The sequence below is a fragment of the Actinacidiphila acididurans genome (assembly GCF_016918855.1).
GTDB lineage: Bacteria > Actinomycetota > Actinomycetes > Streptomycetales > Streptomycetaceae > Actinacidiphila > Actinacidiphila acididurans.
The window spans coordinates 75,217-93,546 of the sequence record NZ_JADKYB010000025.1; the positions used below are offsets into that span (position 1 = coordinate 75,217).

The following is an 18,330-nucleotide window of genomic DNA, read 5'->3' on the forward strand; positions in this document are numbered from 1 at the left end:
GAGCCTACCGTGACGCCGCCCACGCCCGGTCAGGCCGGTCAGGCCAGCCGCATCGTGCTGACCCCGCCCAGCGTGAGGAGTTCGACGATGCGTTCGGGGGCCGGCTTGCGGACCGCCTCGCCGCATTCGGGGCAGGTGAAGGAGTAGAAGGTGGTGCGGGCGGAGGCGCCGATGGCCAGCCGCAGGTCGTCGGCGCGCAGTTCGAAGCTGGTGCGGCAGTGCGGGCAGTTCGCCCGGAAGACGGCCGGCCCGGTGGCGGGTGGCGGCGGGGCGGCGGTCGAGGTCATCGGCCGTTCACTCCCCGTACGCGGCCAGCGCCGCGACGGCCGCGTCACGGGCCTGCGCGGCCAGGGCGGGCGGCGCGACGATCCGGCCGTCGCGGCCGAGCCGCAGCGCGAGCCGGCGCAGGGCGCCCGGGTCGGGGGTGCGCAGGGTGATCCGCAGGCCGCCGTCGGGCAGTTCCTCGGCGCGGTCGTGCGGGTAGTACTCGGCGACCCAGCGCCCGCCGGGCCCGACCTCGACGATCACCTCGGGGTCGTCGCCGGCCGGCTGCACCAGGCCCTGGGACAGGTCGCGCGGCTCGATCCGGGGCGGGTCGGACGGCGCGTCCAGCAGCCGGATCTCGGCGACCCGGTCCAGCCGGAAGGTGCGCCGGTCCTCCGACAGGCGGCACCAGCCCTCGACATAGGTGTGGCCGACCGCGAACAGCCGGATCGGGTCCACCTCACGCTCGGTCAGCGCGTCGCGGGCCGGCGAGTAGTAGCGCATCCACAGCCGGCGCCGCTCGGTGATGGCGCGGTCCACGGTGGCGAAGACGCTGCCCTCGGACTCGAAGGTGACCGACAGCTGCGCGCTGCCCGCGGCGACCTCGCCGGCCGCGTCCTCCAGTTTGGCGCAGGCCCGCAGCAGGGCCTGGCGGTCGCTGTCCCGCAGGCCGGGCAGGTCGGCCACCGCGCGGGCGGCGACCAGCAGCGCGGTGGCCTCGTCGGCGGCCAGCCGCAGCGGCTGGGCCACGTCGTCGGCGGTGCCGGGGTTGTGCCACCAGATGCGCTCGCCGTCGGTGTCGATGTCCAGCAGGTCGCCGCCGCGGAAGCTGGTGCCGCACAGCGGCAGCACATTGAGGTCGCCGATCAGCTCGGCCTCGGTGACCCCGAAGGCGCGGGCCACGTCGCTGACCCGGGCTCCCGGGCGTTCGCGCAGGTAGGTGACCAGGGACAGCATCCGCCGGGTCTGGTCGATCGCATTGCTCACCGCTGATCAGCCCTTCGCCACCGCGCGCAGCCGGTCCAGGACGTCGGCGCGCAGCTCCTCGGGGGCCAGGACCAGCACGTCCGGCCCGAATTCGGCCAGCCACGCGTCCAGGCCGTGGCCGTACGGGACCTCCAGTTCGTCCCAGTCGGCGTCGACCGGGGTGGTCGTCACGGCCCGGGCGCGCAGCGGGTAGCCGCTGTCGCGGCGCAGCCGGATCCGGGCGGTGACGGAGGTGACGCCCTCGCCGGCCCAGCGGGCCACGGTCTCCCGTACGTCGACGTGGTCGGGCACCGGCGCGGTGAAGGCGCCACGGGCGGTACGGACCCGGCCGGTGATCCGGGACAGCCGGAAGACGCGGACGGCGCCGCGGTCCCGGTCGTAGCCGGCCAGGTACCAGTGGCCGCGCCAGCACTCCAGCGCCCACGGCTCGACCACCCGCGGCTCGGGGCGCGCGGCGCTGGCCTTGCGGTAGTCGAAGGCGACCGCGCGGCGCTCGCGGGTGGCCAGCATCAGCGGTTCGAAGGCCGGCTCGGGAGCCGGGATGCGCGGCTCCAGCACGCCGGAGGGGTCCTCGTACGGCACGCCGGCCGCGCGCAGCTTCTGCAGCGCCCCGCTGGCGGCCTCGGCGAGCCGGGCCTGCTGCCAGACCTTGGCGACCAGGCCGAGGGCGGCGGCCTCCTCGGGGTCCAGGGCGATGTCGGGCAGCCGGTTGCGGTCGCTGCGGGCGAGGTAGCCGTACTCCCCGTCCAGGCTCTCCACGGTGTCGATGACCAGCCCGAGCTCGCGCAGGTCGTCCTTGTCGCGCTCGAACATGCGGTTGAACGCCTCGTCGGAGGTGACCTCGTGGTAGGCCTCGATGGACGCGCGCAGTTCCCGCTTGCTGACCGGCCGCCGGGTGTTCATCAGGCACAGCGCCAGATTCATCAGCCGCTCGGCCTTGGCAATCGCCATCCCGCACCCTTCGTTTCCGCCCTCGATCGCTGACCGTACCGCTCTCGGCGCGGAACGGAAAACCGGCCGGGGAAAGGCCCGGAAAAGGCCCGGAAACGGGTGGGGCCCCGGCCGTGGCCGGGGCCCCACCGGGCGCTGACGGGTCCGTGCCGGACCTCAGGCGTACGGGTCCGGGGGACCCGCAGGCGCCTTGACCGGTGCGGTCAGACGGACACCAGGTCGCAGACGAAGATCAGCGTCTCGCCGGGGGCGATCTTGTCGCCGGCGCCGCGGTCGCCGTACGCGAGGTGCGCGGGGATGGTGAGCTGGCGGCGGCCGCCGACCTTCATGCCCTGCACGCCCCGGTCCCAGCCGGGAATGACCTGGCCGACACCGAGCTGGAAGCGCAGCGGGTTGCCCCGGTTCCAGCTCGCGTCGAACTCCTCGCCGGTGGAGAAGGCCACGCCGACGTAGTGGACGGAGACCATGTCGCCGGCCTTCGCCTCCGTGCCCTCGCCGACCCAGATGTCCTTGACCTCCAGGTCGGCCGGGGGCTCGCCGCCCGGGAAGTCGATCTCGGGCTTCTCGATGCTCACGTGATGCTCCTTGTGCTGATGCCGGAAACCCGGACAGTCTTCCAGACCGGGGTGCCGTGCCGTGCGGGGCGGACCCGCGACACGGCCGGGCGGCGGGCTCGCGGCCGGGCGGCTAGAGGATGGCCAGGATGTCCAGGGTGAACACCAGGGTGGAGTTGGCCGGGATGCCGTTGTTGGCCTGGCTGCCGTAGGCCAGGTCGGGCGGGGTGACCAGCATGACCCGGCTGCCGGCCTTCTTGCCCGCCAGGCCCTGCTGCCAGCCCTTGATGAGCTGGGCCAGCGGGAAGGCGGCCAGCTCGCCGTGGGTGTAGCTGGCGTCGAACTCCTTGCCGGTGTCCCACAGCACGCCCTTGTACTGGAGCAGCAGGGTGTCGCTGGCCTTCACCACCGGGCCGTCGCCCTCGAGGATGTAGTTCGAGACGAGCTTGGTGGGCGCCTTGGTCTTGGGGACGGTGATGGACGGCGCCTTGCCGTCGGTGTTGGTGCCGACCTTGGGCAGGCTCGCGTCGCTCTGGGCGGTGGCCTTGCCGGTGGCGGAGCTCTTGGCGTTGTAGCGGTTGAGCACGTCGACGACGAAGACCAGCGTGTCGGTGCCCTTGATGCCCGCGGCGGCGTTGCCGGAGCTGCCGTAGCCCAGGGCCGGCGGGATGGCCAGCTCGACCCGACTCTTGACCGTCTGGCCGACCAGGCCCTGGTCCCAGCCGGGGATGACCTTGCCCTGGCCGATCACGTTGGTGTAGGTGCCGCGGCCGAAGGAGGTGTCGAAGACCTTCGCGGTGGACCAGATCTGCCCGAGGTAGTTCACCTGGATGTAGTCGCCGGCGGCGATCGCCGGCCCGTCGCCCTTGATCACGGTCTTGACCGCGAGGTCGGTGGCCGGGGTGCCCGGGCCCTTGGCGACGGTCGGCTTCTGGTTGAACGTGGCGCCGGCGGTGATGGCGGGCACCGGGCCGCTGACGGTCTTCGGGGTCGGCGTCGCGCTGGGCGTGGCCGCGGGGCTGGTGGTGGTCGCGGAGCCACTGGGCGACGGCGAGGAGGCCGAGTCGCTCTTCTTGTCGTTGCTGCCGCAGCCGGCGGCGGTCAGCAAGAGCGCGGGCACGGCGGCGAGTACGGAGCGACGGCGCACGGGGGTCCTCGTCTGGTGGTGGGTGCGGGGCGGTGGGGGGATCTCTGCTCGGGTCGTGGTCTGTGGTTTTGCCGCCCCACACCCTACGGGGTGCACCTGTCCGGGTCACATACCGGCGATCAGCTTCTCCACCCGGTCGTCCACCGACCGGAACGGGTCCTTGCACAGCACGGTCCGCTGGGCCTGGTCGTTGAGCTTGAGGTGCACCCAGTCCACCGTGAAGTCACGGCGCTGCTCCTGGGCACGGCGGATGAAGTCGCCGCGCAGCCGGGCCCGGGTGGTCTGCGGGGGCACGGACTTGGCCTCGAAGATCTTCAGGTCGCTGCAGACCCGCTTGGCCTGGCCCTTGCGCTCCAGCAGGTAGTACAGCCCGCGCCGGCGGTGGATGTCGTGGTACGCGAGGTCTATCTGCGCGACCCGCGGGTGCGACATGGTGATGTTGTCCCGGCTCCGGTACCGCTCGATGAGCTGGTACTTCATGACCCAGTCGATCTCGGTGCCGATCTTGCCCAGGTCCCCGCTGCCGATGGCGTCCAGGGTGCGGCCCCACAGCTCCAGCACCTGGTCGATCACGCCGGTGCGGATGCCGCGCCGCTCGCAGAACTCCACGGCCTTGGAGTAGTACTCCTGCTGGATGTCCAGCGCGGACGCCTCGCGGCCGGAGGCGAGCCGGACCTTGCGGCGGCCGGTGATGTCGTGGCTGACCTCGCGGATGGCCCGGATCGGGTTCTCCAGGGTGAGGTCGCGCATCACGGTGCCGGCCTCGATCATGCGCAGCACGAGGTCGGTGGCGCCGACCTTGAGCAGCATCGTGGTCTCGGACATGTTGGAGTCGCCCACGATCACGTGCAGCCGCCGGTACCGCTCGGCGTCGGCGTGCGGCTCGTCCCGGGTGTTGATGATGGGGCGGGAACGCGTGGTGGCCGAGCTGACGCCTTCCCAGATGTGCTCGGCGCGCTGGCTCACGCAGTACACGGCGCCGCGGGGGGTCTGCAGCACCTTGCCCGCGCCGCACAGGAGCTGCCGGGTGACGAGGAAGGGAATGAGGATGTCCGCCAGCCGGGAGAATTCCCCGTGGCGGGCCACCAGATAATTCTCGTGGCATCCGTAGGAGTTGCCGGCCGAGTCCGTGTTGTTCTTGAACAGGTACACGTCGCCCGCGATGCCCTCTTCGTGGAGCCGCCGTTCGGCGTCCACCAGCAGACCTTCGAGGATGCGCTCTCCGGCCTTGTCGTGCGTGACGAGTTCGGTGACGTTGTCGCACTCGGGAGTGGCGTACTCCGGGTGCGAGCCGACGTCGAGGTAGAGGCGGGCCCCATTGCGCAGGAAGACATTGCTGCTGCGGCCCCATGACACGACACGGCGGAAGAGGTACCGCGCCACCTCGTCAGGGGACAGACGCCGCTGTCCCCTGAACGTGCATGTGACGCCGTACTCGTTCTCCAGCCCGAAAATGCGGCGGTCCATGTCTGAACATTACGCCTGATGCGTGGTGCTGAAACGGGGTTGCAGCGCACCGTTTCGATCTTTTTCCGGTCGACTTTCGAGGTTTGGCGGCGTCAGGATTCGGCCGGTGGACAGCAGTACGGCGCAGGCCACGGCCCCGCCCGCGGCGGCCACGGCGAATCCGGCGCGGGCCCCGCCGTGTTGCGCGGCGAGGCCCGCGGCGGCCGTGCCCAGGGCCGCGCCGACCCCGACGGCGGTGACCACCCAGGAGAACGCCTCGGTTACGGTGCCGGCCGGGGCGTGCCGGTCCACGACCAGGAAACCGCAGGCCAGAGTGGGTGCGAGGAAGATTCCGGCGAGGGCGGCGAGCAGGGCCGTCCAGAGGACGCCCGGGACGAGCAGAAGTGGCGGATAACACACCGCGAGACCGACCGACAAGGCCCGCAGCCGCCGCTCGGGCACCGAGTCCCACTGCCGGGCGCCGTAGGCCAGGCCGCCGGCCAGGGCGCCTGCCCCATTGGCGGCCAGCAGCACGGCGGCCACCGGTCCGCCGCCGTGCGCGTCACCGTAGGCGACGGCGGCCAGCGAGATCGCGCCCAGCGCGATCCCCAGGAAGAAGCAGGCGGCGAGCAGCACGGCCAGGCCCCGGGAGCGCAGGGCGCCCAGCCAGTGCGCCTCGCGCCGCTCGGCCCGCCACTGCCGGGAGGGCAGGGCGGTGACCACCACCAGGGTGCCGGCGACGCACAGGGCGCCGGTGAGCACCACCGCGGCGGCCTGGGAGACCGCGGCCACGGCGGCCGAGACCAGCAGCGGGCCGACGGTGAACAGCACCTCCTGGGCGGCGGCGTCCAGGGCGTACGCCTTCTGCACCCGTTCGGCCTCGCCCAGCACGGTGGGCCACAGTGCCCGCAGGCCGCCCTCCAGCGGCGGTGTGGCCACTCCGGCGAGCACCACGGCAAGGACGGCCAGCGGCAGCGGGGACGGGCCGGTGACGGCCAGCAGGACGAATCCGGCGGCCGACAGCAGCGCCGCGCCGGTCATCACCCTCGGCTGCCCGCGCCGGTCCACCATGCGCCCCAGCAGCGGCTGGCCGACGGCGACGGCGAGGCCGTACAGCGCCGACAGGGTGCCGGCCAGGCCGTAGCCGGCGCCCTGGGAGCGCAGGAAGAGCACCACGGCGAGCGCGGCCATGGCGTTGGGCAGCCGGCCCAGCAGGGTGCCGCCGAGCAGCCGCGCGGCGTACGGCGTACGCAGCAGGTCCCCGTATCCGCTTGCCATCCCCGGCCCCTCTCCCCCACCTGCCCAGCGGCAGTGTTACGTATAACGTGGCTGGTCATACGTACCATGGCGCATGCGCGCGGGTAAACCCGCGCGGTGCGGGCCGGGGACGGCCGGGGAAGCACGAAGGGGCGTACGGCGATGGCCAGCGGCGGGATCCGGCCGACCTCGCGGGACGTGGCGCGGGCCGCGGGGGTCTCGCAGGCCACCGTGTCGCTGGTGCTGGGCGACAAGTGGCGCGGCCGGGTCTCGGAGCGCACGGCCGCGGTCGTCCGGGAGGCCGCCGGCGACCTGGGCTACGCCCCCAACCTGGCGGCCCGCTCGCTGCGCACGGGCCGCACCAGGACCGCCCTGCTGGTCGTGCCCGCGCTCACCCACGAATACTTCGCCCGGGTCTACACCGGGGCCGCCGCGGTGGCCGCCGAGCACGGCTTCGGGGTGGTGCTCTACCCGTCGCCGGCCGGCACCGGCCCGGCCCGGGACCCCTTCGGCTCGGCCCGGGCGGCCATCGACGGCGTGCTGGCCTCCTCGATGGCCGCGGACGCCCTGGCCGGCATCGGTGAAGGGGGCCGGGCCGGCGGGCTGCCCCTGGTCATGCTGGACAGCGACCCGGCGGCTCCCGGCGGGCCGCCCACGGTCAACCTCGCCGTCGCCGACGGCATCCGCCAGGTCGCCCGGCACCTGCTGGCACTGGGCCACCGGCGCATCATCCACCTGGCGAGCGACGTCGACACCTGGACCTTCCGGGTCCGTGCCGACACGGTGGCCGCCGAGCTCCGCGCCGTCCCCGGCGCCCTGCTGCGCACCGAGCGCTGCGCCCTGGACGTCACCGCCGCCCGCGACGCCGCCCTGCGGGCCCTCACCGCTTCCGGCCCGCGCCCCACCGCTGTGCTGTGCGACGGCGACACCCTGGCCGCGGGCGCCTGCAAGGCCGCCCGCCACTTGGGGCTGCACGTCCCGCGGGACCTGTCGGTCTCGGGCTTTGACGACCTGTCACTGGCCACCGCGCTCGACCCCGAACTCACCACGGTCCGGCTGCCCGCCGAACAGGTCGGCGGCGCCGGCATGTCCGCCCTGCTCACCCTCCTGCGGGGCGACCACCCCGCCCCCGTGGACCTGCCGGTGGAACTGGTGGTGCGGGGCTCGACGGGCCCGGTGGCCGCGAAAGAGGCGTGAACGTGCGGACGGGCCGGGGGCGTACCCCCGGCCCGTCCGTCCGCGCCTGTTCGCCACTCCTCGTCGGAGCTACTCCTCGTCGGAGCTACTCCTTGTCGGACGACTCGTCCGTGTCGCCCTCGGAGGTGCCCTCCGTGCCCAGCAGCCGGCTCAGCTGGCTGCCGAGGATCCGCTTGAACTTCCGCTGCTGCGGCCGGGTGCGGTCGAGCACGGCCACTTCGAGCTGCTCGGCGGTGAGCGTGCGCGGCTCGCCGCCGTTCGTGTCGCGGCTGAGCGACTCCACCGCCAGCTCCAGCGCCTCCGCCAGGCTCAGCCCGTCCCGGTGCCGCTGGTCCAGGAAGCTGCCGATCTGGTCGGAGTTGCCGCCGACGGCGACCGCGCCGTGCTCGTCCACGATGGACCCGTCGTGCGGCAGCCGGTAGATCTGGTCGTCCTCGGGGGCGGAGCCGACCTCGGCGACGATCAGCTCGACCTCGTAGGGCTTCTCGCCGACGCTGGAGAAGATCGTGCCGAGCGTCTGCGCGTAGACGTTGGCCAGACCGCGGGCGGTCACGTCGTCCCGGTCGTAGGTGAAGCCGCGCAGGTCGGCGTACCGCACGCCGCCGATCCGCAGGTTCTCGAACTCGTTGTACTTGCCGACCGCCGCGAAGGCGATCCGGTCGTAGATCTCGCTGACCTTGTGAAGGGCCCGGGACGGGTTCTCCGCCACGAAGACGATGCCGTCGGTGTACTGGATCACGACGACGCTGCGGCCACGCGCGATGCCCTTGCGGGCGTACTCGGCACGGTCCGCCATGGCCTGCTGGGGCGATACGTAAAAGGGCGTGGACACCGGCTAACCGTGCCTTTCTGCTGTCGTCGCTGGGAACGTCACTGGGGACGCGGGGTGCTGCCGGCCACCGCGGATCGCCGGGGCGGCCGTCACAGCACCTCGGCCCGGGGTCCGTCCGGCTGCGCCAGCCGCCCGTCGATCACCGTGCGGGCGATCTCGGCGACCTCGTCCTCGCCCAGCCGCCGGAAGCCCTCGTCGGTGATCGAGGTGATGATCGGGTAGATCCGCCGGGACAGGTCCGGACCGCCGGTGGCCGAGTCGTCGTCCGCCGCGTCGTAGAGCGCCTGGATCACCGCGGTGGCGAGCTGACGCTCGGTGAGGTCGCTGCGGTACAGCTTCTTCAGGGCGCCGCGGGCGAACACCGAGCCGGAGCCGGTGGCCGCGAAGCCGATTTCCTCGCTGCGGCCGCCGGTCACGTCGTACGAGAAGATGCGGCCCTTCTCGCGGTCCGTGTCGTACCCGGCGAACAGCGGGACCACGGCCAGGCCCTGCAGGGCCATGCCGAGGTTGCTGCGGATCATCGTGGACAGGCGGTTGGCCTTGCCCTCCAGGGACAGGGTCGCCCCTTCGATCTTCTCGTAGTGTTCCAGCTCGAGCTGGAACAGCTTGACCATCTCCACGGCCAGGCCCGCGGTGCCGGCGATGCCGACCGCGGAGTACTCGTCGGCCGGGAAGACCTTCTCGATGTCGCGCTGGGCGATCAGGTTGCCCATCGTGGCCCGGCGGTCACCCGCCAGGATCACGCCGCCGTCGAAGGCGGCGGCCACGATGGTCGTGCCGTGCGGCAGTTCCACGGCGCCCTTGAGCGGAGGCAGCGTGCGGTTCCCGGGGAGCAGCTCGGGGGAGTGCTCACCGAGGAAGTCGAGGAACGAGGACGAGCCGGGCGTCAGGAAGGCGGCCGGCAGACGCCCGGTGGTGCTGCGAGTGTTGGCTTCCACGCGTTTCCTTCCACACGATCAAGAAGTCGGTACGGACCCTACCCCTGGCCCGGAAATCCATCCGCCCCGCGGTCTGCGGGCCGCGGGGCGAGTGGATCGGGTGCGGCTTACTCGCCGCCCTTCTGCACGAACGACCGGACGAAGTCCTCCGCGTTCTCCTCCAGGACGTCGTCGATCTCGTCCAGGACCGAGTCGACGTCGTCCGAAAGCTTCTCGTGGCGTTCCTTGAGGTCCGCGGCCGCCTCAGCGTCCTGCTGGACCTCCTCGACCTCCTCCGTGGCACGCGTCGCCCGCTGCTGTCCGCCGTCGGTGTCCTTAGTGGCCATGTCCCTCACCCCGCTCGATTCGTGCACTCGTTGCCTGCCGTGCCTGAGCCGTACGAGTTCCGTACCGGTCCCGGCGGGACCCGTACAAGATCAGACCCTACAAGCAGGGTCCGACATCGGCTCCCGTTCAGCTCAACGTACGACCGCCTCTGGGTTGTTTCCCGGTTCTGGACCGTTTCAGCCCCCGGACAGGATCCGCACCAGTTCCTCGGCGGTGCGGCACCGGTCCAGCAGCTCCTTGACGTGCTTGCGAGTGCCCCGCAGCGGCTCCAGGGTGGGCACCCGCTGGAGCGAGTCCCGGCCCGGCAGGTCGAAGATCACCGAGTCCCAGGAGGCGGCGGCCACGTCGTCCGCGTACTGCTCCAGGCAGCGGCCGCGGAAGTAGGCCCTGGTGTCCTCAGGCGGGTGCGTGACGGCCCGCACGACGTCTGCCTCGTCCAGCAGGCGCTGCATGCGTCCACGGGCCGCCAGGCGGTTGTACAGGCCCTTGTCGGGGCGTACGTCCGCGTACTGGAGGTCCACCAGGTGCAGCCGGGCGGCGTCCCAGCCCAGGCCGTCGCGGCGCCGGTAGCCCTCCAGCAGTTCCAGCTTGGCGACCCAGTCCAGCTCGCCGGCCAGGCTCATTGGATCGCGCTCCAGCCGGTTCAGCACGTCCTCCCAGCGGCCCAGGACGTCCCTGGTCTGCTCGTCGGCGTCCGAGCCGTAGCGCTCCTCGACGTATTTGCGGGCCAGCTCGTAGTACTCCATCTGGAGCTGCACGGCGGTCAGGGTGCGGCCGTTGCGCAGCGTGACCAGGCGTTTGAGCCCGGGGTCGTGGGAGACCTCGTGCAGGGTGCGCACGGGCTGGTCCACGGCCAGGTCGACCTTGATGAAGGCGTCCTCGATCATGGACAGCACCAGCGAGGTGGTGCCCAGCTTGAGGTAGGTGGACAGCTCGGAGAGGTTGGCGTCGCCGATGATCACGTGCAGCCGGCGGTACTTCTCGGCGTCGGAGTGCGGCTCGTCCCGGGTGTTGATGATGGGCCGTTTGAGGGTCGTCTCCAGCCCCACCTCGACCTCGAAGTAGTCGGCCCGCTGGCTGAGCTGGAAGCCGTCCTCGTGGCCGTCCTGGCCGATGCCGACCCGGCCCGCGCCGGTGACGACCTGGCGGGAGACGAAGAAGGGCGTCAGGTGGCGCACGATGTCGGAGAACGGCGTCTCCCGCTTCATCAGGTAGTTCTCGTGCGTGCCGTAGGAGGCGCCCTTGTTGTCGGTGTTGTTCTTGTACAGGTGGATCGGCTGGGCGCCGGGGAGCTGGGCGGCCCGCATCGCCGCCTCGGCCATGATCCGCTCGCCGGCCTTGTCCCACAGCACCGCGTCGCGCGGGTTGGTCACTTCGGGTGACGAGTACTCCGGATGGGCGTGGTCGACGTAGAGCCGCGCGCCATTGGTGAGGATGACGTTGGCCAGGCCGATGTCCTCGTCGGTGAGCTGGGTGGTGTCCGCCGCGTCCCGGGCCAGGTCGAAGCCGCGGGCGTCCCGCAGCGGATTCTCTTCCTCGAAGTCCCACCGGGCCCGCCGCGCCCGGTGCATCGCCGCCGCGTAGGCGTTGACGATCTGGGACGAGGTGAGCATGGCATTGGCGTTCGGGTGGCCGGGAACGGAGATGCCGTACTCCGTCTCGATGCCCATTACTCGCCGTACGGTCATGCGGACCCTCCTTGCCCGGCTCCGGTCCCGTGCGGGCCGGAAAACACACCGGCTGCGGGTACCCGCGGTCGGGGCCCCGCAGCCGGAGGGTAGTGCTTACAGATACTGTCCGGTGTTCGCCACGGTGTCGATGGAGCGTCCGGTGTCCGCTCCCTGCTTTCCGGTCACCAGGGTGCGGATGAACACGATCCGCTCGCCCTTCTTGCCGGAGATCCGGGCCCAGTCGTCGGGGTTGGTGGTGTTGGGCAGGTCCTCGTTCTCCTTGAACTCGTCGACGCAGGCGGCGAGCAGGTGGGAGACGCGCATGCCCCGCTGACCGTGGTCCAGGAAGTCCTTGATCGCCATCTTCTTGGCCCGGTCCACGATGTTCTGGATCATCGCTCCGGAGTTGAAGTCCTTGAAGTACAGGACCTCCTTGTCACCGTTGGCGTAGGTGACCTCCAGGAAGCGGTTCTCCTCGGTCTCGGAGTACATCCGCTCCACCACGGACTGGATCATGGCGTCCACGGTGGCCGCGGTGGACCCGCCGTGCTCGGCCAGGTCCTCGGCGTGCAGCGGCAGGGTGTCCAGCAGATACTTGGAGAAGATGTCCTGGGCGGCCTCGGCGTCCGGACGCTCAATCTTGATCTTCACGTCCAGCCGGCCCGGGCGCAGGATCGCGGGGTCGATCATGTCCTCGCGGTTGGAGGCGCCGATCACGATCACGTTCTCCAGGCCCTCGACGCCGTCGATCTCGGCGAGGAGCTGGGGAACGATGGTGTTCTCCACGTCCGAGCTCACCCCGGAGCCACGGGTGCGGAACAGCGACTCCATCTCGTCGAAGAAGACGATGACGGGGGTGCCCTCGCCCGCCTTCTCCCGGGCCCGCTGGAAGACCAGGCGGATCTGCCGCTCGGTCTCGCCCACGTACTTGTTGAGCAGCTCGGGGCCCTTGATGTTCAGGAAGTAGCTCTTGCCGGCCGGCTGCCCGGTCACCTCGGCGACCTTCTTGGCCAGCGAGTTGGCCACCGCCTTGGCGATCAGCGTCTTGCCGCAGCCGGGCGGGCCGTAGAGCAGCACGCCCTTGGGCGGCCGCAGTTCGTATTCCTTGAACAGGTCGGCGTGCAGGTACGGCAGTTCCACCGCGTCGCGGATCTGCTCGATCTGGTTTCCCAGGCCGCCGATCTGCTGGTACTGGATGTCGGGAACCTCTTCGAGGACGAGCTCCTCGACCTCGCTCTTGGGCACGCGCTCGTACACGTAGCCGGAGCGGGGTTCGAGCAGCAGCGCGTCGCCGGTGCGCAGGGTGCCGTCGAGCAGCGGCTCGGCCAGCCGGACCACGCGCTCCTCGTCGGTGTGCCCGATCACCAGCGCCCGATCGCCGTCCTCAAGGATCTCCTTGAGGGTGACGATGTCGCCGATGAGCTCGAACTCCATGGCCTGAACCACGTTCAGCGCCTCGTTGAGCATCACTTCCTGGCCGCGCTGGATGGCGTCCAGCTCGACCGCGGGACTCACGTTCACCCGGAGCTTGCGGCCACCGGTGAAGATGTCCGCCGTGCCGTCGTCGTTGGCCTGCAGGAACACGCCGAAGCCGGCCGGCGGCTGCGCGAGCCGGTCGACCTCCTCCTTGAGGGCCACGATCTGGTCGCGGGCCTCGCGGAGCGTGCTCGCCAGCCGTTCGTTCTGCGCGGACACGCCTGCCAGGTTGGTCTGCAGCTCGACGATCCGCTCTTCGAGAATCCTCGTGTGCCGCGGAGAGTCGGCGAGCTTGCGTCGCAGGACGGCGATCTCCTGCTCAAGAAAGGCGACCTGGCTCATGGGGTCTTCCGATCCACGAGCGGGTCGGCCGCCACGGTTGATGTCGTCGTCGTGGGCCGCCACGGTCCTCACCTCCTCCAAGGGGAGCTGGACGTTCCCAGACCCTACCTGGGCTGGTGGGGGTTGAAACCCCTAGATCACAAAGACGATCGCGGTGTGTCCGATCTTCACCCTTGCGCACGTCCCTCCGCCACTGGGATACCCGCCGATCTCCATCCGGAAGCCGCCGGTTGTATCGTCGTTTCGGTCAACAGCCGCCGGGGGCGGATGCTTCCCGGGTCGGTTGCCGGTGGATTGCCGGGTTGCTGCCCGAGGTGCCCACGGGCTGCTTCCCAAAGGTGTGCAACGACTAACGGCAGGCGAGGGTTTCCGTGAGCGACAAGAAGGCCGACGCGGCACTCGAGGTCTGGATCGATCAGGACCTGTGCACGGGCGACGGCATCTGCGTGCAGTACGCGCCCGAAGTGTTCGAGCTGGACATCGACGGTCTCGCCTACGTCAAGGGTGACGACGACGAGCTGCGACAGTCCCCAGGTGCCACCGTACCCGTTCCCCTGGCGTTGCTGCGGGACGTGGCGGACTCGGCCCGGGAGTGCCCGGGCGACTGCATCCATGTACGGCGGGTCGCCGACCGCGTCGAGGTGTACGGCCCGGACGCGGAATAAGGGGCCCGTGCGGCCGCCCCGCCGCCGCTTCGGCGGGCGGGAGCGGCGGTGTTTGTTCGCTCAGCGCGTAGCGCGGGCCCGGGCGCCCGGGCCCGCGCTTTGCTCTCGGGCCCCAGATGCGGACCCCAGAGGCGGGCCTCAGATGCTGTTGGCCGCCGGTGCGGGTATGGCCACGTAGCGTCCGTCGCGCCACTCCCAGGAGTAGTCGCGCCGCAGGTCGGGGCAGCAGCGGGGAGTGGAGTCGCTGGAGAAGCCCAGGACGGTCGCGCGGACCGTGCGGCCCTGGAGCCGGAAATCGGTGATCTCCCGGTCCTCCTTGGGGTTGACCAGCATTTCCACGATCCGCGGGGCGCCGCCGGCGGCCGCGGACGCTGCTATCACGTAGACGCCGCTGGGCGGGGTGCCCACGTCGGAGTGGCAGCGCACCACGGCCACGGTCTCCGGCCGCCCGTCGCCGTCCAGGTCACCAGAGACGTGGGCTATGACGTCCACCGCGGCGCCCGGGGCGCAGGTCAGCGGGTAGGCGACCGCGTGCGGGTCGGGGGCGGCCGCCGGGTGGGCCGGCGGCCGGGCGGCCGCGGTGGGAGAGGCGTCGGCGGGCTGCACCAGGGCGGCGGCTGCGACCACCGCGCCCAGGGCGGCGGCGGTGCTGATCCAGTGCACGGTACGGGCGCGAGTGTGCGGAAGGGACGGACCTGAGGGCGACTGCACTCGCCTGGCTCCTGGGGTCGGTCGGTGGGGGTGGCCAGCATCGTGCCATACGTCACACCGCCGCGGTACGCGGGGGGTGCGCCGGAGCGCGTGGAGTGACGGGCGGAGCGCCGCGCGGCTGCGGAGGGCCGCCGCGGGATGTCCGGTAAGTGAACAAACCCGCGGCGGCTCGGTGAAGTTGGCCGAAACAGTGCCCTCCGGGCGCCGGGTTCAGTCCCGGTCGGCGCCGCTGCCGCTGCCCGGCCCGGCGTAGTCCTCGCCGTAGGCGCCCTTGGCGGGGCGGCGGCGGCGCAGCGGGGGCTCGACGCCGTCGGCGAGGCGGCGGGCGGTGAGCAGGAAGCCGGTGTGGCCGATCATCCGGTGGTCGGGGCGGACCGCCAGGCCCTCCACGTGCCAGGTGCGGACCATGGTCTCCCAGGCGGCCGGCTCGTTGAAGGAGCCGTGCTCGCGGATCGACTCGACGGTCCGGGCGAGCTGGGTGGTGGTGGCCACGTAGGCGCACAGGATGCCGCCGGGCACCAGGGCCTTGGACACGGCCTCAAGGCACTCCCAGGGGGCGAGCATGTCCAGGATGACCCGGTCCACCTCGGTGTCGGAGAGGTTGTCCTGGAGGTCGCCGACGGTCAGCCGCCAGGCGGGGTGCGGGCCGCCGAAGTAGCGCTCGACGTTCTGGGTGGCGATCTCGGCGAAGTCCGCCCGGCGCTCGTAACTGTGCAGCATGCCGTGGTCACCGATCGCGCGCAGCAGGAAGCTGCTCAGCGATCCCGAGCCCACCCCGGCCTCGACGACGCGCGCGCCGGGGAAGATGTCGGCCATGGCCAGGATCTGCCCCGCGTCCTTGGGGTAGACCACGGCGGCGCCGCGGGGCATGGACAGGACGTAGTCGGGGAGCAGCGGGCGCAGCGCGAGGTAGGCGACGTTTCCCGTGGTTCGGACAACACTGCCCTCGGGGGCCCCGATCAGCTCGTCGTGCGGGAAGGCGCCCTTGTGGGTGTGGAACTGCTTCCCGGCTTCGAGCGTGAAGGTGTAGTGGCGTCCCTTGGGGTCGGTGAGCTGGACCTGGTCCCCGACTTTGAAGGGCCCGCGACGGCGGGCGGCACCAGTCGGTTCGGACATGAACCCACCCTATCCGGCCCGGCGGGGCGCCCGTACCGCCAGCGCGCCTGCCGCGGCCGGCCGCCGTGCCGCCCCCGGGCTCAGCGGGACAGCTCAGCCGGACTCGCTGCGGGACATCGCGGCCAGGAAGGCGCGCTCGACGTCCGCGGTGGACAGCACCCCGTAGATCTCGCCGGTGGGCTCGACGACCAGGTACTCGCTGGCGGGGTTGGCGCGCAGCCGGTCCAGCAGGTCCTCGCCGGTCAGCTCGGCGGAGACCCGCATGCCGGGGGTGAGGTCCTGGGCCAGGCCGCTGACCACGACCCAGGGGCGGCGGTGCTCGGGGATGCCGGCGATGGCCGATTCGCGCACCAGGGCGGTGGGGGTGCCGCGGCCGTCGACCACGACCAGGGCGCGGGCGCCGGCCTCGTTGGCCCGGCGCAGCGCCTCGGACAGCGGGGTGTCGGAGTTGACCGGGACGGCCCGCCGGGTCAGGGTGCGGGCGGCCAGGCCGGGCAGCCGTTCGCGCAGCCGGGCCATCCGCAGGCTGTTGCCGGCGCCGGTCCAGATGATCGCGGCCAGGATCGCGGCGAGCAGGGCGTCGGTGAGCGAGCCGCCCCCGCCGCCGTCACCGTTGATGCCGCCCTCGTACGACAGCAGCGGCATCCCGATCAGTACGGCCAGCGCCAGCGCCCGGCCGACCCAGGCAGCGGCCACGGTGCCGGTCATCGGCTTGCCGCTGATCTTCCAGACCACGGCCCGCAGCATCCGGCCGCCGTCCAGCGGCAGCCCGGGCAGGAAGTTGAAGATGGCAACGATCAAGTTGCTCACCATGAGCCCGGCGAGCAGCACGCCGGGCACGGTGCCGGCCTCGACCAGTTGCATCCCGCCGAAGAACAGCGCGGCCAGCACCAGCGACAGCAGCGGTCCGACGAAGGCCAGCACGAATTCCCGGCCCGGGGTGTCGGACTCCTTCTCGATCTCCGAGATGCCGCCGAAGAACTGGAGCTGGATGCGGCGCACGGGCAGCTTGAAGCGCAGCGCGGCGACCGTGTGGGCCAGCTCGTGCACCAGGACGGAGGCGTAGAAGGCGACGGCGAAGAACAGCGACACCAGGTAGCGGACGTTGCCCAGCTCGGGCAGCACGGTGTCGAGCTGGCCGCCGAAGACCCAGGTGATCAGCGCGGCGACCAGGAACCAGCTCGGGGCCACGTAGATGGGGACCCCGAAGAAGCGGCCCATCAGGATGCCGCCGCCGGCCTCTCGCTGCGGGGCACCGGTCCCGCCGTCCTCGCCCGGCGGCTGGCCGCTCTCGCTCACTGGTTCCCCTCGTCGCTGGTCAGGACCCTCGCTCCGCATCATGTGGCACGAGCGGCTCTGTGACCATGCTATTGCGCCGGGCCGGTGGGCACGTACGGACGGTCGCCGGGCGGGGTCCGGTGGGGCGGGCCGCCGGTGCGACCTCGGTCCCGGCCGGTTGTCCACAGGCCGGGGCGGGCGCCGGCCCCGGCTGTCGGTGGCAGGCCGTAGGGTCTGCTGCCATGGGGACCCCGACGCAGAGCATCCCGCCCGAGGACAGCCGGCCCGAGGACAGCCGGCCCAGGAGCATTCCGCCGCGCCCGCCGACGTCGCTGTCGCCGTCGCGGGCACAGGACTTCATGCGCTGCCCACTGCTGTACCGGCTGCGGGTCATCGACCGGCTGCCGGAGAAGCCCAGCGAGGCGGCCACCAAGGGCACGGTGGTGCACGCCGTGCTGGAGCGGCTGTTCGACGCGCCGGCGGCGCAGCGGACCGCGCTGCGGGCCACCGGCATGGTCGAGGGCGAGTGGGAGCGGCTGCTGGCGGCCCGCCCGGAGCTGGCGGAGCTGTTCGCGGCGGCCGGGCCGCAGGCGCTGGCCACCTGGCTGGACAGTGCCCGCGCCCTGGTGGAGCGCTGGTTCACCCTGGAGGACCCGACCCGGCTGGAGCCGGCCGAGCGCGAGCTGTACGTGGAGACGGTGCTGGAGTCCGGGCTGACCCTGCGCGGCTACGTGGACCGGCTGGACGTCGCGCCGGCCAACGGCGACCTGCGGGTGGTGGACTACAAGACCGGCAAGGCCCCGCGCCCGGAGTACGCGGACGAGCCGCTGTTCCAGATGAAGTTCTACGCCCTGGTGCTGTGGCGGCTGCGAGGGCTGGTGCCGCGCCGGCTCCAGCTGGTCTACCTCGGCAGCGGGGACGTGCTGACGTACGACCCCTCGGAGGAGGACCTGCGGCGCACCGAGCGCAAGCTGCTGGCGCTGTGGGAGGCGATCAAGGAGGCGACGGCCAGCGGGGACTGGCAGCCGCGCCGCACCCCGCTGTGCGGCTGGTGCGACCACCAGGCGCTGTGTCCGGAGTTCGGCGGCACTCCCCCGCCGTACCCGCTGGCCCTGTCACCGGGTGAGCCGCCGGCGGTGGGCCAGAATGATGCCCTCTAGCGAAGGAGAGCC

General features: G+C 71.9%; 18 protein-coding genes. 3 read left to right on the forward strand and 15 right to left on the reverse strand.

The annotated features are described in order from the left end of the window. Nucleotides 1-38 precede the first annotated feature (38 nt). The 7 genes from ITX44_RS33615 to ITX44_RS33645 form a co-directional block, all read right to left on the reverse strand. Nucleotides 39-287: a hypothetical protein gene (locus tag ITX44_RS33615; protein WP_205362417.1), complete on the reverse strand. Its 249-nt coding sequence runs from the start codon at nt 285-287 to the stop codon at nt 39-41. A gap of 7 nt (nt 288-294) precedes the next feature. Beyond that, the gene (locus ITX44_RS33620) at nt 295-1,221 is read right to left on the reverse strand and encodes a helix-turn-helix transcriptional regulator (RefSeq protein WP_205362613.1); all 927 of its coding nucleotides are present in this window, start codon (nt 1,219-1,221) and stop codon (nt 295-297) included. 36 nt (nt 1,222-1,257) lie between these two features. Then, entirely contained in the window at nt 1,258-2,202 is a 945-nt protein-coding gene (locus tag ITX44_RS33625) for a helix-turn-helix transcriptional regulator (RefSeq protein ID WP_205362427.1), read from the reverse strand. 203 nt (nt 2,203-2,405) lie between these two features. Then, entirely contained in the window at nt 2,406-2,777 is a 372-nt protein-coding gene (locus ITX44_RS33630) for an FKBP-type peptidyl-prolyl cis-trans isomerase (RefSeq protein ID WP_205362429.1), read from the reverse strand. 112 nt (nt 2,778-2,889) lie between these two features. After that, entirely contained in the window at nt 2,890-3,903 is a 1,014-nt protein-coding gene (locus ITX44_RS33635) for an FKBP-type peptidyl-prolyl cis-trans isomerase (RefSeq protein ID WP_205362431.1), read from the reverse strand. A gap of 105 nt (nt 3,904-4,008) precedes the next feature. Beyond that, nucleotides 4,009-5,370 carry a Pup--protein ligase gene (pafA, locus tag ITX44_RS33640; protein WP_205362436.1) on the reverse strand — a complete coding sequence of 454 codons (1,362 nt, stop codon included), beginning with the start codon at nt 5,368-5,370 and terminating at the stop codon, nt 4,009-4,011. Nucleotides 5,371-5,379: 9 nt separating this feature from the next. Then, nucleotides 5,380-6,627: an MFS transporter gene (locus ITX44_RS33645; protein WP_205362438.1), complete on the reverse strand. Its 1,248-nt coding sequence runs from the start codon at nt 6,625-6,627 to the stop codon at nt 5,380-5,382. A gap of 141 nt (nt 6,628-6,768) precedes the next feature. Here ITX44_RS33645 and ITX44_RS33650 point away from each other — a divergent pair, with 141 nt between their 5' ends. Next, nucleotides 6,769-7,803 (forward strand): LacI family DNA-binding transcriptional regulator, encoded by a 1,035-nt coding sequence (locus ITX44_RS33650; protein ID WP_205362440.1) that lies wholly within the window; start codon nt 6,769-6,771, stop codon nt 7,801-7,803. 85 nt (nt 7,804-7,888) lie between these two features. On the opposite strand, the gene prcA is transcribed toward ITX44_RS33650, so the two are convergent. The 5 genes from prcA to arc form a co-directional block, all read right to left on the reverse strand. Then, on the reverse strand, nt 7,889-8,635 hold the full coding sequence (gene prcA, locus ITX44_RS33655) for a proteasome subunit alpha (protein WP_205362449.1): 747 nt from the start codon (nt 8,633-8,635) through the stop codon (nt 7,889-7,891). Between the two features lie 89 nt (nt 8,636-8,724). Then, nucleotides 8,725-9,573, reverse strand: coding sequence for a proteasome subunit beta (gene prcB, locus ITX44_RS33660; RefSeq protein WP_205362459.1), 849 nt, complete (start codon nt 9,571-9,573; stop codon nt 8,725-8,727). A gap of 107 nt (nt 9,574-9,680) precedes the next feature. Next, nucleotides 9,681-9,899 (reverse strand): ubiquitin-like protein Pup, encoded by a 219-nt coding sequence (locus ITX44_RS33665; RefSeq protein WP_205362462.1) that lies wholly within the window; start codon nt 9,897-9,899, stop codon nt 9,681-9,683. Nucleotides 9,900-10,076: 177 nt separating this feature from the next. Continuing rightward, on the reverse strand, nt 10,077-11,588 hold the full coding sequence (dop, locus tag ITX44_RS33670; RefSeq protein WP_205362465.1) for a depupylase/deamidase Dop: 1,512 nt from the start codon (nt 11,586-11,588) through the stop codon (nt 10,077-10,079). Nucleotides 11,589-11,684: 96 nt separating this feature from the next. Then, nucleotides 11,685-13,451: a proteasome ATPase gene (gene arc / locus ITX44_RS33675; RefSeq protein WP_205362473.1), complete on the reverse strand. Its 1,767-nt coding sequence runs from the start codon at nt 13,449-13,451 to the stop codon at nt 11,685-11,687. Between the two features lie 308 nt (nt 13,452-13,759). Between arc and ITX44_RS33680 the strand changes: the two genes are divergently transcribed. Next, the gene (locus ITX44_RS33680) at nt 13,760-14,053 is read left to right on the forward strand and encodes a ferredoxin (RefSeq protein WP_205362475.1); all 294 of its coding nucleotides are present in this window, start codon (nt 13,760-13,762) and stop codon (nt 14,051-14,053) included. 138 nt (nt 14,054-14,191) lie between these two features. On the opposite strand, the gene ITX44_RS33685 is transcribed toward ITX44_RS33680, so the two are convergent. The 3 genes from ITX44_RS33685 to ITX44_RS33695 all read right to left on the reverse strand — a co-directional run bounded on the left by ITX44_RS33685 (nt 14,192) and on the right by ITX44_RS33695 (nt 17,218). Further along, entirely contained in the window at nt 14,192-14,716 is a 525-nt protein-coding gene (locus ITX44_RS33685) for a hypothetical protein (protein WP_307795615.1), read from the reverse strand. Nucleotides 14,717-14,974: 258 nt separating this feature from the next. Continuing rightward, nucleotides 14,975-15,880, reverse strand: a complete 906-nt coding sequence (locus ITX44_RS33690) for a tRNA (adenine-N1)-methyltransferase (RefSeq protein WP_205362479.1) — start codon at nt 15,878-15,880, stop codon at nt 14,975-14,977. Nucleotides 15,881-15,973: 93 nt separating this feature from the next. Continuing rightward, a complete protein-coding gene (locus ITX44_RS33695; protein ID WP_205362615.1) occupies nt 15,974-17,218 on the reverse strand; it encodes a site-2 protease family protein in 1,245 nt (414 codons plus the stop codon). A 182-nt stretch (nt 17,219-17,400) separates the two neighbouring features. Between ITX44_RS33695 and ITX44_RS33700 the strand changes: the two genes are divergently transcribed. Then, the gene (locus ITX44_RS33700; RefSeq protein ID WP_205362481.1) at nt 17,401-18,318 is read left to right on the forward strand and encodes a RecB family exonuclease; all 918 of its coding nucleotides are present in this window, start codon (nt 17,401-17,403) and stop codon (nt 18,316-18,318) included. The last annotated feature ends 12 nt before the right edge of the window (nt 18,319-18,330 follow it).

Coding starts and splice junctions, on each gene's coding strand:
- ITX44_RS33615 (WP_205362417.1), bottom strand. CDS start 287: ATGACCTCGACCGCCGCCCCGCCGCCACCCGCCACCGGGCCGGCCGTC.
- ITX44_RS33620 (WP_205362613.1), bottom strand. CDS start 1,221: ATGCTGTCCCTGGTCACCTACCTGCGCGAACGCCCGGGAGCCCGGGTC.
- ITX44_RS33625 (WP_205362427.1), bottom strand. CDS start 2,202: ATGGCGATTGCCAAGGCCGAGCGGCTGATGAATCTGGCGCTGTGCCTG.
- pafA (WP_205362436.1), bottom strand. CDS start 5,370: ATGGACCGCCGCATTTTCGGGCTGGAGAACGAGTACGGCGTCACATGC.
- ITX44_RS33645 (WP_205362438.1), bottom strand. CDS start 6,627: ATGGCAAGCGGATACGGGGACCTGCTGCGTACGCCGTACGCCGCGCGG.
- ITX44_RS33650 (WP_205362440.1), top strand. CDS start 6,769: ATGGCCAGCGGCGGGATCCGGCCGACCTCGCGGGACGTGGCGCGGGCC.
- ITX44_RS33665 (WP_205362462.1), bottom strand. CDS start 9,899: ATGGCCACTAAGGACACCGACGGCGGACAGCAGCGGGCGACGCGTGCC.
- dop (WP_205362465.1), bottom strand. CDS start 11,588: ATGACCGTACGGCGAGTAATGGGCATCGAGACGGAGTACGGCATCTCC.
- ITX44_RS33690 (WP_205362479.1), bottom strand. CDS start 15,880: ATGTCCGAACCGACTGGTGCCGCCCGCCGTCGCGGGCCCTTCAAAGTC.
- ITX44_RS33695 (WP_205362615.1), bottom strand. CDS start 17,218: ATGCGGAGCGAGGGTCCTGACCAGCGACGAGGGGAACCAGTGAGCGAG.
- ITX44_RS33700 (WP_205362481.1), top strand. CDS start 17,401: ATGGGGACCCCGACGCAGAGCATCCCGCCCGAGGACAGCCGGCCCGAG.